This is a genomic window from Methylobacterium sp. C25 (assembly GCF_021352225.1).
Lineage (GTDB): Bacteria > Pseudomonadota > Alphaproteobacteria > Rhizobiales > Beijerinckiaceae > Methylobacterium.
In genome coordinates this window covers 1,255,175-1,269,555 of sequence record NZ_JAAUVI010000001.1, presented here as the reverse complement: position 1 = coordinate 1,269,555, position 14,381 = coordinate 1,255,175, and the positions used below count along the sequence as shown (strand labels likewise).

14 protein-coding genes are annotated in these 14,381 nt (G+C 66.7%); 7 read left to right on the top strand and 7 right to left on the bottom strand.

The window, feature by feature from the left end; all coding sequences use genetic code 11:
* Window positions 1–549: 549 nt before the first annotated feature.
* Window positions 550–1,071, bottom strand: coding sequence for a DUF2244 domain-containing protein (locus tag HCU64_RS06100; protein ID WP_233382842.1), 522 nt, complete (start codon window positions 1,069–1,071; stop codon window positions 550–552).
* A gap of 20 nt (window positions 1,072–1,091) precedes the next feature.
* Between HCU64_RS06100 and nth the strand changes: the two genes are divergently transcribed.
* Complete coding sequence (gene nth / locus HCU64_RS06095) at window positions 1,092–1,859, top strand: endonuclease III (RefSeq protein ID WP_233382841.1); 768 nt, start codon at window positions 1,092–1,094, stop codon at window positions 1,857–1,859.
* 12 nt (window positions 1,860–1,871) lie between these two features.
* Here the strand turns inward: nth and HCU64_RS06090 are convergent, their stop codons facing one another.
* A complete protein-coding gene (locus HCU64_RS06090) occupies window positions 1,872–2,390 on the bottom strand; it encodes a cupin domain-containing protein (RefSeq protein WP_233382840.1) in 519 nt (172 codons plus the stop codon).
* A gap of 375 nt (window positions 2,391–2,765) precedes the next feature.
* Between HCU64_RS06090 and purC the strand changes: the two genes are divergently transcribed.
* Window positions 2,766–3,560, top strand: coding sequence for a phosphoribosylaminoimidazolesuccinocarboxamide synthase (purC, locus tag HCU64_RS06085; protein ID WP_233382839.1), 795 nt, complete (start codon window positions 2,766–2,768; stop codon window positions 3,558–3,560).
* A gap of 3 nt (window positions 3,561–3,563) precedes the next feature.
* Here purC and HCU64_RS06080 read toward each other — a convergent pair whose 3' ends face one another.
* From HCU64_RS06080 to HCU64_RS06060, 5 genes are all read right to left on the bottom strand, one after another.
* The gene (locus tag HCU64_RS06080; RefSeq protein WP_233382838.1) at window positions 3,564–5,204 is read right to left on the bottom strand and encodes a glycosyltransferase family 2 protein; all 1,641 of its coding nucleotides are present in this window, start codon (window positions 5,202–5,204) and stop codon (window positions 3,564–3,566) included.
* A 55-nt stretch (window positions 5,205–5,259) separates the two neighbouring features.
* Window positions 5,260–7,386 (bottom strand): glycosyltransferase family 2 protein, encoded by a 2,127-nt coding sequence (locus tag HCU64_RS06075; protein WP_233382837.1) that lies wholly within the window; start codon window positions 7,384–7,386, stop codon window positions 5,260–5,262.
* A 43-nt stretch (window positions 7,387–7,429) separates the two neighbouring features.
* Complete coding sequence (locus HCU64_RS06070) at window positions 7,430–8,107, bottom strand: hypothetical protein (protein WP_233382836.1); 678 nt, start codon at window positions 8,105–8,107, stop codon at window positions 7,430–7,432.
* Between the two features lie 58 nt (window positions 8,108–8,165).
* Window positions 8,166–8,714, bottom strand: a complete 549-nt coding sequence (locus HCU64_RS06065) for an invasion associated locus B family protein (RefSeq protein WP_442785909.1) — start codon at window positions 8,712–8,714, stop codon at window positions 8,166–8,168.
* A gap of 93 nt (window positions 8,715–8,807) precedes the next feature.
* Window positions 8,808–8,969, bottom strand: coding sequence for a hypothetical protein (locus HCU64_RS06060; RefSeq protein ID WP_233382835.1), 162 nt, complete (start codon window positions 8,967–8,969; stop codon window positions 8,808–8,810).
* Between the two features lie 97 nt (window positions 8,970–9,066).
* On the opposite strand from HCU64_RS06060, the gene oxlT reads away from it, so the two are divergent.
* The 5 genes from oxlT (at window position 9,067) to HCU64_RS06035 (ending at window position 14,378) form a co-directional block, all read left to right on the top strand.
* Window positions 9,067–10,377, top strand: a complete 1,311-nt coding sequence (oxlT, locus tag HCU64_RS06055) for an oxalate/formate MFS antiporter (protein ID WP_233382834.1) — start codon at window positions 9,067–9,069, stop codon at window positions 10,375–10,377.
* A complete protein-coding gene (locus tag HCU64_RS06050; protein ID WP_233382833.1) occupies window positions 10,374–11,138 on the top strand; it encodes a fumarylacetoacetate hydrolase family protein in 765 nt (254 codons plus the stop codon). Before oxlT ends, HCU64_RS06050 begins: the two co-directional genes overlap by 4 nt.
* Before the next feature lie 148 nt (window positions 11,139–11,286).
* Window positions 11,287–12,294: a ketopantoate reductase family protein gene (locus HCU64_RS06045; RefSeq protein WP_233382832.1), complete on the top strand. Its 1,008-nt coding sequence runs from the start codon at window positions 11,287–11,289 to the stop codon at window positions 12,292–12,294.
* Window positions 12,295–12,328: 34 nt separating this feature from the next.
* Window positions 12,329–13,870, top strand: a complete 1,542-nt coding sequence (locus HCU64_RS06040; protein WP_233382831.1) for an acyl--CoA ligase — start codon at window positions 12,329–12,331, stop codon at window positions 13,868–13,870.
* A 199-nt stretch (window positions 13,871–14,069) separates the two neighbouring features.
* Window positions 14,070–14,378, top strand: coding sequence for a hypothetical protein (locus HCU64_RS06035; protein WP_233382830.1), 309 nt, complete (start codon window positions 14,070–14,072; stop codon window positions 14,376–14,378).
* Window positions 14,379–14,381: the final 3 nt, after the last annotated feature.

Genomic DNA, 14,381 nt, shown 5'->3' with positions numbered 1-14,381 from the left:
ACAGGCAAAGCCCAAGATCTTCTCTGTAGAGCCTCAGAAGAAGACCAGATCAACCGGCCCCGCTCCGAAGTGGAGGCGCCGTTTAAAGCCCCTCCGAAACCGTGTCAACTGGGAAAATTCGAAGAAGTGAATTTTCTCGTTGGCGTCCGACCCAGTCTTCTTCCGGTTTCCCGAAGATGAAGTCAAGATCTTTTGTAGTTCCCTTCAGCGCCTCAGCTTGAACTAAGCTTTCCGCCCCGAAGTGGAGGCGCCGTTTAGAGCCCCTCCGAAACCGTGTCAACTCGAAAAATCCAGAAGATCCAGATCGTCTCGAAACCGACAGGCTCACATCTTTAGAGGCAAAAGCAGGCCGCCCAGCTGTCGCTGGAGCCATCCCGCGGATTGTTCAGAAGATGCGAAGGCCACCGAGCTGCTTTCGCGGCCGGCGCCGATGGACAGCGATATACGGATGGCCCGTTCGGGCGTCAACCCGAAAATGCACTGCACCATGAAAAACGCCTGCCGCGAGGGCGGCGCAACATGATGCGCAATCTGTACGAGCGCGCCCCTTCAGTAGCCCTTCTTCGCCTGGGCCAGTGCCAGGCTCAGTCCTCGGGCAACGGCTTCGCGCTCCGGGGGCGATGCATCGCGCGCAACTGCGACATGCTCATGACGAGAGACCAAAGTGAGGGCTCTCAGGCCGAACTCCTCGTCCTCGACGCGCGCCAATCGGGTCCAGAGTGGATTGAACCGCCATTCGCGACGCTCGCCCCGATGGCTGACCCGTCTGAGGAGGACCTCGATCGGGGAGATCGCCACCTCCTCGAAGGAAAGGCCGCGCCGGAAGCTCACCTTGAGCGCGACGTAGAGCGCCAGCATGTCGAGGCCGAAGAACCCGGCAACCGGCCAGAACCCCTTCACCAGGCAGGCGATGGAGGTCACGAGGGAGACCGCGCAGCAGGCCGCCATGACGAGGCGGAAGCCGTCCCGGCTCAAGGATTGGTGCGGCCGGATCACCGCCGCGTAGATCGGACGGTCGACCGCATCCGGGTCGATACCGTCGGGATGGGCATGGAGGTTGCCGCTCGCCATCGGGGCAATATAACGCCCGGATGCCCGCCAGAAAGACGCCGCCCGTGACAAAACCGACGGCGAAAGCCGGGCGAGCCAGCAAGCCTGCGGGCAAGCTCCAGAAGCCCCTTGCGGCACGTGTCGAGACCGTGCCGAAGCCGGTCGACGCCACGACGCTTTTCGAGATCTTTTCTCGGCTGCGCGACGCCAATCCCGAGCCTCGGGCCGAGCTGCATTACGTCAACGCCTATACGCTGCTCGTTGCCGTGGTGCTGTCCGCGCAGGCAACCGACAAGGGCGTGAACATCGCCACCACGCCGCTCTTCGCCATCGCCGACACCCCGGAGAAGATGCTCGCCCTCGGCGAGGAGCGGGTACGCCACGCCATCCGCACCATCGGGCTGTTCAACACCAAGGCGAAGAACGTGATCGCGCTGTCGCGCATCCTCGTGGAGCGGCATGGCGGCGAGGTGCCGCGCACGGCCGCGGAACTCGAAGTGCTGCCGGGCGTCGGCACCAAAACTGCGAGCGTGGTGCTCAACGTCGCCTTCGGCATCCCGCGCATCGCCGTCGACACCCACATCTTCCGGGTGGCGAATCGCATCCCGCTCGTGGTTGCAGCGACCACGGACAAGGTGCAGGCGGCGCTCGAACGGCTCGTTCCCGAGCCGTTCCTGCTCAACGCCCATCACTGGCTGATCCTGTTCGGGCGCTACATCTGCAAGGCGCGCAAGCCCGAATGTCCGCGCTGTCCGATCAGCGATCTCTGCCGGTACCCGTCGAAGACGATGGAGATCGGGGCCACCTGACATCCTCCAGGCTCACACCTCACGCCAGCCCGGCTTGCTTTCGTCGGTCAGGTGGTAGTGGATCGGCCCGATGCCCGAGATCGCGATGATGGCGGGCTCCGGCGCCGACTTGATGACCCCGTCATAGTGAGGCGTTCGGGCGACGCGGCGGACATAGGAGCCGGCCGGCACCGGTACGGTCTTCTCGGGCGCGAAATCCTCGCCACTCGCCACGTACCAGACACCGGACAGCACGACGCACATCCGGTCCGTCTCGTACCAGTGCGGCGCGCTCATGTAGCCCTGGTGCCAGCGGATCAGCACGTAGTACTGGCCCGGCTCGCTGATGGCGCCGGTCATCGTCGCCGATTCCGCCATGCCCGGTGGGAAGTTGTAGAGCGGCTTCCACGGGATCTTCTCCGGCGGGACCACGATCGTCATGCTCGGATCGACGCCGGCGGCCTGCGCGCCGAGGCCACCGAAAGCGCTCGCGGCGGCCGCGGCGAGAGAGCCGGTGAGGATATTCCTGCGCTTCGGAACGATGATGGTCATGATTTCTCCCGGCGCGGCAGCCCGCGCTCGGTGAGAATGCGGTCACGCCGCTCGGGTTGCCCCGATCGCGGAACCGTCATCGCAGCATCGGCTTCGGCGGACCGGCGGCCAAGCTCGACATCGGGCGGCGGTCGATCGCCTTCGCGGAGAGGAGCCGAACCGTTCTCACGTTCGGCCATCGCAATTCGTGCACCCTGAGTGCTTCCAGGAGCCTGCTCTGCAAGCGCAGCGCGTTGTGCTGCCTTTTCGCATCGGGTAGTTTGGCAATCGGCTGCGGCAGGTTTCGGAAACGAGTCTTGACGCCGCCCGACCCAGCTCCGGGTCGCCGCGCCGCGGATTCCGCATCAGGTGCCCAGACGCAAGGAGCCCCGGCCCATGGATTTCCTCAAACCACGGTACATACCCATGAACCGCCGCCGTCGCATCTACGAGGGCAAGGCGAAGGTCCTCTACGAGGGTCCGGAGCCGGGCACGCTGATCCAGCATTTCAAGGACGACGCGACGGCCTTCAATGCCAAGAAGCACGAGGTCATCGACGGCAAGGGCGTGCTGAACAACCGGATCTCGGAATTCCTGTTCCAGCACCTCAACGACATCGGCGTGCCGACGCACTTCATCCGTCGGCTGAACATGCGCGAGCAGCTGATCCGCGAGGTCGAGATCATTCCGCTCGAGGTCGTCGTGCGTAACGTTGCAGCCGGCTCCCTCGCGACCCGCCTCGGTCTCGAAGAGGGCACGCAGCTGCCGCGCTCGATCATCGAGTTCTACTACAAGAACGACGCGCTGAACGATCCGATGGTCTCCGAGGAGCACATCACCGCCTTCGGCTGGGCGACGCCCCAGGAGATCGACGACATCATGGCGCTGGCCATCCGCGTCAACGACTTCCTGTCGGGCCTCTTCCTCGGCGTCGGCATTCGCCTCGTCGACTTCAAGATGGAGACCGGCCGGCTCTGGGAGGGCGACATGATGCGCATCGTCGTCGCCGACGAAATCTCCCCCGATTCCTGCCGGCTCTGGGACATCAAGTCCGCCGACAAGCTCGACAAGGACCGCTTCCGCAAGGATCTCGGCGGCCTGATCGAGGCCTATACGGAAGTCGCCAAACGTCTCGGCATCATGTCCGAGAACGAAAAGGTCCAAGGCAGCGGGCCGCGGCTTGTCCAGTAAGGACTAGCGCGGTCGCGCCGGCTCCAGGCCAGTCGAGCCTCGCCGAAGCCGCGCATGGGTCGACAGGTTCGGGTCGAAGCCCGGGTGATAATGGGGGTCCTGCGCGAGCAGTGGCCTCCATCTCTTTTTCAGGTTCGCGATCTCTGCGCGGTGCCTCGCCTCGGCTTCCGAAGATCGGACCCGGCTTGCCGCCTCGCGGTGATGCAAGATGGCTGACGGCACCAGCAGCGTGTGCCAGCCCACCGCGTTCAGGCGAAGGCAGAGATCGACGTCGTTAAAATCGACCGTGAAGTGCTCGGCGTCGAAGCCGCTCACCGCCCGAAACTTATGGGCCTCCACCACGAGGCAGGCCGCCGTGACGGCAGAGACGCGGTGCGTCGCGAGCAGCGCACCGAGATAGCCCGGCGCATCGCCTGAAAAGTGCCTGTGGTCGTGGGTGACGAGGCCGCCACCCGTTCCGAGCACGATGCCGCCATGCTGGATGCGGCCTTCGCCGTCGAGCAGCTTCGCCCCGACGGCCCCGATGTCCGGCCGCAGGGCCTCGCGCACCATCCGCTCCAACCAATCCGGCCGGAACGCCTCGACGTCGTTGTTCACGAAGGCAAGCAGGTGCCCCCGAGCCGCCTCGGCCGCACGGTTGTTCATGCCGGCGAAGTCGAACGGTCCTGGACAGGGAATCGTGCGGGCGATGCCGCGGGTTTCGAGGTCGCGCAGATAGGCCAACGTCTCCGGCTCTCGGCTGCCATTGTCGCAGACGAGGATCTCCTTCGACGGCCAATCGGTACGCTCCAGCAGGCTTGTGATGCAGGGCCGCAGCAGGTCGAGCCGGTCACGGGTCGGTACGATCAGGCTGACGAGCGGGCGCGGCTCGGGCAGCGGGCGCGTGATGGAAATGATGCCGCTCTCGATCCACACCACGCCGCCCTCCCCGCGCCGCACGAGATCGGCGCGGATGGCCGCGAGTCGTGCCTCGTGGCCGGACACGGCGAGGGCTGCCAGCGGCGAGGACGAGAGGATGCGCGGGAGATGTCGTATCTCGCCGCCCCCGGCATCGATGCGCAGGAGCAGGTCGAGCGTCTCCGCCCCCAAAACGAGATCCTGACACAAGGCGGCGAGGCTGGCCCGGCGCAGGGCCACGACCGGACCGACGACATCGAGACCGCGCAAGAAATCCGGGTCGAAGGCCGGCCGAAGAATCGGCAGCAGCGCGCCGTCCTCCCGCGCGACGAGGGCATCGCCGTAGAGCGCCTTCAGTGCGGGGTATTCCCGAAACGCCTTTGCGATGGCCGCTGCCGCGCCGGCAACGAGAGCGTGGCCGTGCGGCAATAGCAGGATCAGCGGCGCATCGCTGGCAATGTGGTCCGCCAAGGCGCCGGGCGAAACGGCCTCGATGCCCTCGGTGGCCAGAGCCGAAGCCGATTCCGCCTGCGGTCTGGCACTGGCGGACAACCACAGTCGATGGTCGGCGCCGATGAGCGCCGCCAGCCTCTGCCGCGCCCGAAGGCGCTTTCCCGTCAGCCGCGCCCAGGCGACGGCACGCGCCTCGCGCGGATGGCGAAGAAGCAGCGCGATGATCCGTGCGAGCCCAGGCTCCGGCAGGGCAGCAAAGCGCAATTGTGGGGGTAGCACGTCGCGATCGATCATCGGCCGGCAGCCACCCGGCCTGCCGCTTTCCCGTCCTTGCGGGGCAAAGCCGCCATCACTCCAGATCCTCGCCGAACGTGGTGAGCGAAAGCGCCGGATGATAGAAGGGGTCGTGGCGGATCACGCCGCGCCATCGATCGGCAAAGGCGTCGGCCTCGCGCTCGAAGCGGCGACGCTCCTCGCCCTTCGGGCGGCCACGGCTGACCGATTCGAGATGAGACAGGGTGGCCTTCGGCGTCCAGATCGTCTTGAGGCCGCGGGCGCCGAGACGCAGGCAGAAGTCGACGTCGTTGAAATCGATGCCGAAGGTCTTCTCGTCGAAGCCGTCGACCGCATCGAACTTGCGGCGCTCGACCGCGAGGCAGGCCGCCGTTACCGCCGAGACCTCGTGTGCCACCCTGAGCCGGCCGAGATGGCCGGGCGTGTCGCCGGGTCGCCGTCGCAGGATGTGGCCGGCGCGGCCCCCGAGGCCGACAACCACCCCGGCATGCTGCAGGGTGCCATCCTCGTAGAGAAGCCGGGCGCCGACGGCGCCCACCTCCGGCCGAATGGCCTGTCCCACCATCGCCGAGAGCCAGCCGGGCTCCAGAACCGCAATGTCGTTGTTGAGGAGCACGAGCACTTGGCCGCTGGCGGCCCGCACGCCGGCATTGGTCATGGCCGAGAAGTTGAACGGGTGCGGATAGGGCTCGATGCGTACCCGCGGATCGGCGCGCAGCCGGTCGTAGAGCTCCAGTACCGCCGGATCGGTCGAACCGTTGTCGACGATGACCAGTTCGATCGCCGGATACTCGGTCTGGCGCAGCACGCCTTCGGTGACGCGGCTGATCAGGTCGAGACGGTCGCGGGACGGGATGACGATGCTCGCGAGCGGCGCCGGTTGCGGCACTGGCCAGTCCAGTTCGAGCACCCTGCCGGCCAATGTGGCCCGGGCCCGCGAGCCGATGCGAGCGAGATGACGATCGAGCACGTGCCCACGCTCAGCCGTGTCGCCGGGAGCCGGTTCGGAGCGGCAGAGGATGCGCGGGACGTGGGTGATCGCGCCCGCAGCGGACCCTGCCGCCAGGGCAAGCGCCACGCCATCGGATGGCCCGACCGGATCCTCGCCCAAGCGTTCGCACAGCGCTCGCGACAGCAGTGTCGGACGGCCGAGATAGCCGGTGACGAGGGCGAGATCCGGGCTCCAATCGGGCTTGAGCACCGGCCGCGGCGATGGGCCGGTCACCTCCTCGTCGGCATAGACGAGATCGGCGCCGCCAGCAGCGAGCATGGCCGCCAGGATCGCCAGCGCCTCGGCCTGGAGTTCGTCGCCGGGCTGCAAAAGACCCAAGGCATCGGCATCGCCGAGAAGTGCAGCGGCATTAGCCGTGTCGTCCCACTCGGATTCGGTAAAGCGCGCGTCAGACAGCCCGGGTGGCACGCTTCGAGGCTCGCCCGACGCGGTTCCGCCAACCCAAGCGATCGTCGCCCGCCAGTCGCGGTGATCCTGCGCGATCAAACTCGCCACCGTCCGGCCGAGCCGAACCGCGTCGGAGCGGTGCGCCGGCAGGATCAGGCGGATCACACCTGCCGTGGCAGCACCGCCATGCTCAGCCGGCCGCAGCCGCGCCGAGCGCCATTCGGCATAGCGCGAGAACCGGGTGACGGCGCAGGCGCCGCGCAGGATGTCGCGGTAGCGCCGCTCGTCGCCCCTCAGCCGGTTGTAGAGTGCGGCAGCAACCCGGATCGGACGCTTCCGCAGGCATTCGGCCAACAGGCTCGCATGGCTGCGCAGGCCCACCCGCTCCAGCGTGAAGCCCGGGCCGGCCGCGAGCTGGATCTCGTCGAGATCCTCCGGCATCAGGCCGAGCCAGGAGGCTGTCTCCAACGCCACACCCGGCATGATGAAATCCTGCGTGCCTCCATCGGCGCGCAGGAACCGGATCATCGGCCGAGACGGCGGTACGGTCGGATCGATCCGGTAACTCAGGACGATCCACCGGTCGCGCAGTCGGCCTTCCGGCAGCAGCCGCTGATCGAAGATCGGGCCGTCGATCGGCTCGATGGAGAACGTCGTCGCGCGACCGAGCCAACGGCTCGCTCTCGGAGTTGGATCGCGGGGCGCTAAGGGCGCGATGGCGGCTGCATCCCGATGCCGAGCCGGCCCTGGTAACTGCGATGAGGACGCGGGGGCCTGCTCCATGGTGCGCGGCTTATGCGGGACGCCCTCGCGCGCGTCACCCCTCTCACTGGGCGTCGAGCGCCGGTTCTGCCGGGGAAGCGACGGCCTCGGCCGGAGCTTTTCGCGAATGGCGCGCAGCACTTTTGGCCTTGGGCTTGGCCTTGGGGGCCGTGCCGGCGAGCGCCACCTCGATCTCGTAGCCGACCGCCATGTCGGCCGGAACCTGCAATCCGTCGTCGACGACCGAGGTCTGGCCGATCGCGGCGCCCGCCGGGATCGACACCGCGACCCGGCGCGTGTGCGTGGCCACGACCTTGTCATTGTACTTGAGCGAGACCGTGAGCGGCGCGTCGAAGGTGCCCGCCCCGCCGGCCGGGCCGAGCAGCGCCCGCACCTGCACGCCGACGCGCACGCGGACCCCGCCGCCCGGCAGCACGCCGCATTCACGGCTCATCTGGCCGAAGGTGATCTGATGGCGCAGGTGGCCGGAATCGCCGGGGGCACCCGCATAGGCCTGGATGGCGGCTCCGCCGTCACGCACGTCGATCTGCGGACAGTAGGCCTCATCCGGATCCTGGAGCTTCGGCCCTCTCAGCAGCGGGGTAGCGTCACCGCCGCTGCTCTCGCCGCCGCCGCCGCCTCCGAACATGTTCTTGAAGAAGCCGCCCGATTCCGCCTGAGCCGCGCCAATCCCGGTGAGCGACAGCGCGAGCGCGGCCGCCAAATGTCCCCATCCCCGCATGGTACCGTGTTCCGATTCGTGTCGTTCCCAGCGCCTCTGGCACCGAAATCGGACGATTTTATTTCATCGACTCGAAGCCGGTGTCGAAGCCCTTGAGCGAGAGCGGGATGCCGACCCCCTCCTCCGGCGTCTGGAAGACGATGAAGGTGGCCTGCTTGCCGCTCTTGAAGGTGCGGATCAGGCCGTCATCCATCACCACTTCGGCGACGCAGCCCGTGGTCAGGCAGCGCACGAAGCCGGCGCGGCCGATGTCGTTGTTGTCGATCTTCAAGCCGAGGCCCGAGGGCAGCAGAACGCCGAGCGGCGCCACCACGCGCAGCAGATAGCCGCGGTTATCGGCCGTCTTGAGCACGATGACGACCAGCGAGAGGTTCGGCCGATCCTCCGCGGCAACGTACTGGACGAGGGCACATTGCTCGGCCTTGGCGCCGGCCGGCGTCTCGCAGCGCAGTTGCCAGTCGTCGAAGGTCTTGCGGACTTCGCCCTGCGCGCGGGCCGCGTCCGGCATCGCGAAGCCGAACGCGAAAGCCAAAGCCATGAGAAGGCCCGGCAGATAGCGAACCGAAGCCGGTCCGTCCGCCCTTCGCAACCCCATGCTCAGCCTCACGCGCCGTTCCTCACTCGCACCACGGTGGCCCCGCAATCGGTCTGAGCAACCGCGAAAAGCCAGGGTGTTCCGACCATGGCGGGCGGTCGCCTGTCAAGCGATCAGGCGGCGCGAGAACAGCCCGTTGCGCCAGCCACTTGGCCGCGCGTTCAGCCCAAGCCGGCAGGCTCGTACAAAAGCAATCCAGTCGACCGTGTCGATGATGAGTTCAAATTTTTTGGATGCTGGAGCCAAATATTTTGCGGCGAGTCTCAAGGTCCCAGTCAGGCGATGGTTGTTGTATTCAAAATGCGTTGAACTAGAACCGAAACCGACAAGAAAAACTCAAACAGCGGACGTCGAGGAAGCGATCATGGCCCTGCAAGCCGCCGACCCTGTGTCCCGTGCGGACACTTATGCCGGCTCTGCGGTGGCCGCTCCTGCATTCGGCCGCTGGGGTCAGCTGATCATCGGCGTGATCTGCATGGTGATGATCGCCAACCTCCAATACGGCTGGACCTTCTTCGTCCCCGATATCCAGAAGAAGTTCGGATTCGACCGCGCCGCGATCCAGTGGGCCTTCACGCTGTTCGTGCTGTTCGAGACCTGGCTGGTGCCAGTCGAGGGCTGGTTCGTGGACAAGTACGGGCCGAGGGTCGTGGTGCTGTTCGGCGGCCTGCTCTGCGGCATCGGCTGGGTGATCAACTCCTACGCCGACACGCTGAACCTGTTCTATCTCGGCCAGGTCATCGCCGGCATCGGCGCCGGCGCGGTCTACGGCACCTGTGTCGGCAGCGCGCTGAAATGGTTCCCGGACAAGCGCGGCCTCGCCGCCGGCATCACGGCCGCCGGCTTCGGTGCCGGCTCGGCGCTCACCGTTGCCCCGATCCAGTGGATGATCTCGGACCACGGCTTCCAGGCCGCCTTCTTCTATTTCGGCATCGGCCAGGGCGTGATCGTCTGCGTGCTCGCGCTGCTGCTCGCCTCTCCGAAGAAGGGGCAGCTGCCGCAGGCTCCCGCCCAGACCAGCGTGATCCAGAGCCGGCGCGACTACACGCCCTCCGAGGTCGCCCGCCAGCCGATCTTCTGGCTGATGTACTTCATGTTCGTGATCGTCGGCGCCGGCGGCCTGATGATCACCGCCAATCTCAAGCCGATCGCCGCCGATATCGGCGTCGACAAGACACCCGTGACGATCCTCGGCCTGACCATGGTGGCGATCACCTTCGCCGCGACGATCGACCGGGTGCTCAACGGCCTGACGCGGCCCTTCTTCGGCTGGGTCTCGGACAAGATCGGCCGCGAGAACACCATGTTCATCGCCTTCGCGATGGAAGGCGGCGGCATCTACATGCTCTACCTCTGGGGCCACGACCCGCTCTGGTTCGTGCTGCTCTCGGGGTTCGTGTTTTTCGCCTGGGGCGAGATCTACTCGCTCTTCCCCTCGACCTGCACGGACACGTTCGGCTCGAAATTCGCCGCCACCAATGCGGGCCTGCTCTACACGGCCAAGGGTACGGCGGCGCTGCTCGTGCCGGCCGCGAACTACCTGCAGCAGGCCAATGGCAACTGGAACGGCGTCTTCCTGGTCGCCGCCGGCGCCAACATCCTGGCCTCGCTGCTGGCCATCGCGGTGCTGAAGCCCTGGCGTGCCCGTGTCGTCGCCCGGAGTGCCGCGGCATGACCCACTGGATCCGATACACCCACGACGGCCGCGAGGGCTTCGGCCAGCTCGACGGCGAGCGCATCACCGTCTTCGAGGGCGAGCTGTTCGGCGACCCGACGGCGACCGGCGAGACGCTGCCGCTCGCCGAGGTCACGGTCGCGATGCCCTGCCGCCCTTCCAAGCTGATCGCGCTGTGGAACAACTTCCACGCCATGGCCGAGAAGCAGGAGCTGACGCTGCCCGAGGCCCCGCTGTTCTTCGTGAAGCCGGCGAGCAGCTATGCCGCGTCCGGCGCCGTCATCCCGATCCCCGAGGCCGCCGGCCGCGTCGTCTACGAGGGCGAGCTCGGCATCGTGATCGGCAAGCGCATCCGCGACGCGGACGAGGCGACGGCCGCGGATGCGATCTTCGGCTATACCTGCACCAACGATGTCACCGCGCCCTCCATCCTCAAGGCGGATGCGAGCTTCGCGCAATGGGTGCGCGCCAAGGGCCTCGACGGGTTCTCGCCCTTCGGCCCCGTCATCGCCACGGGCCTCGACCCGGCATCCTTGACCGTGCGCACGCTGGTGAACGGGCGCGAGCGCCAGAACTATCCGGTCGCGGACATGGTCTTCCAGCCGGCGCGCCTGGTCTCCCTGCTCTCGCAGGGCATGACCCTGGAACCAGGTGATCTCATCGCCTGCGGTACCTCGAATGGCGTCGGCCCGATCCCGAAGGGCGGCACCGTCGAAGTCGTCATCGACGGCATCGGAACGCTGTCCAACCGCTTCGAGTAGGAGTCGAGCAAGACCAAGGGACAGGTGTCTCCACCGGACTGGCATATAGTATTACCGGCCAGCCCAAAGTTTGAACGCTACGATACAGGCGTCTGCCGGATCACGATCCCGGTCGAGGCCTCGACGGAAACTAGACACGGACACAGGCATGAGCATCGCGATCGTCGGCGCCGGAGCCATCGGCGGATATCTCGGAGTCAGGCTGGCGGAAGCTGGCGAGGACGTCACCTTCATTGCCCGCAGCAACGCGGCGGCGATCGCCAAGGACGGCCTGCGGCTGATCGAGGAGGACGGCAAGGAGATCCACGCCAAGAACGTCAAGGCGACGCGCTCCATGGCGGAGGCCGGCCGCCACGACATCGTGCTGCTTACGGTGAAGGCGCACCAGGTTGGGCCAATCGCGGCCGATCTCAAGCACCTGATCGGACCCGAGACAGTTGTCGTCACCATGCAGAACGGCATTCCGTGGTGGTACTTCTCGGGTGGCCATGGCGGCCAGTACGAAGGCACGCAGCTCGAGACCGCCGATCCGGGCGGCCTGATCGCGCAGCATCTCGACCCGCGCCAGGTGATCGGCTCGGTGGTCTATCCGGCCGCCGTGCTGACCGATCCCGGCACCGTGACGGTGATCGAAGGCAATCGCTTCGGCCTCGGCGAATTGGACGGCTCGAAGTCCGAGCGGGCGCTCAACGTCTCGCAGCGCCTGACCAAGGCCGGCTTCAAGGCGCCGGTGACGAGCGACATCCGGGCCGAGCTCTGGCTCAAGCTCTGGGGCAACCTCAGCTTCAACCCGATCTCGGCGCTCAGCCACGCGACGCTGGAAGACATCTGCCGCTTCCCCGACACGCGAGAGCTCGCCATCGCGATGATGAAGGAAGCGGAGAAGATCGCGAACACGCTCGGCGTGACCTTCCGCATCGGCATCGATAAGCGGGTCGCCGGTGCCGAGAAGGTCGGTGCCCATAAGACCTCGATGCTCCAGGACGTCGAGGCCGGTCGGCCGATCGAACTGGAAGCTCTGGTCGGCTCGGTGATCGAGCTGGGCAGGCTCGTGGGCGTGCCGACGCCTCACATCGATACCGTTTACGCATTGATGAGGCTCCTGGCGCGCAGCCTTGAGACGGCAAACGGCCGTCTCGTCATCGCGCAGGCTTGAGTCTCCGACCATTCAGATCGCAGGGAAAACGACCGTGGCCGCATCTGCTCCCCCGTCAGCGACGACCCTTCACGCTCTCCTCCAGCACGGCGCCGAGGACGCTCCGGCGTTGTCGAGCCCCGGCGGCGTGCCACTGAGCTTCGGTGCGCTTCGTGCGCTCGCCGAACGCACCGTCGCCGACCTGAACGCGCACGGCATCGGCCGCGGCGACCGCGTGGCGATCGTGTTGCCGAACGGACCGGAGATGGCCACGGCCTTCATCTCAGTCGCCTCCGGTGCGACCTCGGCCCCGCTCAACCCGTCCTACAAGGCGGACGAGTTCGAGTTCTACATGAGCGACCTCAACGCGAAGCTGCTCATCGTCGCCGAAGGCAGCGAGTCGGCTTCCGTCGCGGTGGCGGAGAAGCTCGGTGTCGCCGTCGCCCGTCTCACGCCGACGCCGGAACAGGGCGCCGGCAGTTTCACCCTCGCCTTCGCCGGCGAGGCCGGACCGGCCGGGCAGAGCGGCCGCGCCGAGCCCGACGACATCGCCCTGATCCTGCACACCTCGGGCACCACGTCGCGTCCGAAGATCGTGCCGCTCAAGCAGTCGAACGTCTGCGCCTCGGCCCGCAACATCCGCACGGCGCTCGCCTTCACGCCGGAGGATCGCGGCCTCAACATCATGCCGCTGTTCCATATCCATGGGCTGATCGCGGGCGTGCTCGCGCCGCTCTCGGCCGGCGGACAGGTCTGCTGCTCGCCGGGCTTCAACGCGTTGAAGTTCTTCGGCTGGATGGAGGAGGTGAAGCCCACCTGGTACACGGGCGTGCCCACCATGCACCAGGCGATCCTCGGCCGCGCCGCGCGCAATCGCGAGATCATCGAGTCGACGCCTCTGCGCTTCATCCGCTCGTCGTCCTCCTCGCTGCCGCCGCAGGTGCTGCGCGAGCTCGAAGAGACCTTCAGCGCTCCGGTCGTCGAGGCCTACGGCATGACCGAGGCCTCCCACCAGATGGCCTCCAACCCGCTGCCGCCCAAGCCGAACCGCCCCGGCTCCGTCGGCCTCGCCGCCGGTCCGGAGATCGCGGTGGTGGACCATGACGGCGAGCCGCTGGCGGCAGGCGAGACCGGCGAGATCGTGATCCGCGGCGACAACGTGATGTCGGGCTACGAGAACAACGACAAAGCCAATGCGGGGGCCTTCACCAAGCAGGGCTGGTTCCGCACCGGCGACCAGGGCGTGCTCTGCCCGGAAGGCTATCTGACCATCACCGGGCGCCTGAAGGAGATCATCAACCGCGGCGGCGAAAAGATCTCGCCGCGCGAGGTCGACGAGATCCTGATGGACCATCCGGCGGTGTCCCAGTGCGTGACCTTCGCGGTGCCCCACGACAAGCTCGGCGAGGACGTCTGCGCTGCGATCGTGCTGCGCGAGGGCGCCTCGGCTCTCGAGAAGGAAATCCGCAGCTTCGCCTCCGAGCGGCTCGCGGCCTTCAAGGTACCGGCCAAGATCGTCATCCTCGACGAGATCCCGAAGGGCGCCACCGGCAAGCTGCAGCGCATCGGCCTCGCCGAGAAGCTCGGGCTGGCGTGACGGTCACGAGGGCGGCCCACCGCCCTCAGCCCAATCTCTCGAAGAATAAGATAAACTTAAAATCACGCATCCCGAAATCGATCGGGATGCGACGTCTTGCGTTTTGCCTCATCCGCAAAAGCCTCTACATCCGATGATGCTTCGGATCCGGCGACAACGACCGGATCTTCAAGAAGAAACATCGGGAGGATTTTGCAACATGCGCATCAAGACTGTCCTGCCCCTGGCGGGAGCCCTCGCCCTGCCCTTGCCGGCTCAGGCGCTGACCATGGCCGATCCGCTCACCGCCTGGGCCAATGCCTCGGCCATGGACCGGATGGAGCTCGCCACCCGCTTCGGGAAGTCGTTCGTCTCGCTCAACGAGGGCTTCACGAGCGGCTTCTTCCTCAAATGCATCGACGACATCTCGATCTATGGCGGCGCCAAGGATGCCAAGATCGAGGACGCAATGCGCGAATGCGTCGCCTCGAAGCAGCGGCTCAAGGCGACGCCCGACGACGACGAGTGAGGG

Excerpts from the sequence above, each read along its gene's own strand:
- nth (WP_233382841.1), top strand. The coding sequence starts at position 1,092 with ATGCCCGCCAGAAAGACGCCGCCCGTGACAAAACCGACGGCGAAAGCC.
- HCU64_RS06050 (WP_233382833.1), top strand. The coding sequence starts at position 10,374 with ATGACCCACTGGATCCGATACACCCACGACGGCCGCGAGGGCTTCGGC.
- oxlT (WP_233382834.1), top strand. The coding sequence starts at position 9,067 with ATGGCCCTGCAAGCCGCCGACCCTGTGTCCCGTGCGGACACTTATGCC.
- HCU64_RS06045 (WP_233382832.1), top strand. The coding sequence starts at position 11,287 with ATGAGCATCGCGATCGTCGGCGCCGGAGCCATCGGCGGATATCTCGGA.
- HCU64_RS06070 (WP_233382836.1), bottom strand. The coding sequence starts at position 8,107 with ATGCGGGGATGGGGACATTTGGCGGCCGCGCTCGCGCTGTCGCTCACC.
- HCU64_RS06035 (WP_233382830.1), top strand. The coding sequence starts at position 14,070 with ATGCGCATCAAGACTGTCCTGCCCCTGGCGGGAGCCCTCGCCCTGCCC.
- HCU64_RS06090 (WP_233382840.1), bottom strand. The coding sequence starts at position 2,390 with ATGACCATCATCGTTCCGAAGCGCAGGAATATCCTCACCGGCTCTCTC.
- purC (WP_233382839.1), top strand. The coding sequence starts at position 2,766 with ATGGATTTCCTCAAACCACGGTACATACCCATGAACCGCCGCCGTCGC.
- HCU64_RS06100 (WP_233382842.1), bottom strand. The coding sequence starts at position 1,071 with ATGGCGAGCGGCAACCTCCATGCCCATCCCGACGGTATCGACCCGGAT.
- HCU64_RS06075 (WP_233382837.1), bottom strand. The coding sequence starts at position 7,386 with ATGGAGCAGGCCCCCGCGTCCTCATCGCAGTTACCAGGGCCGGCTCGG.
- HCU64_RS06080 (WP_233382838.1), bottom strand. The coding sequence starts at position 5,204 with ATGATCGATCGCGACGTGCTACCCCCACAATTGCGCTTTGCTGCCCTG.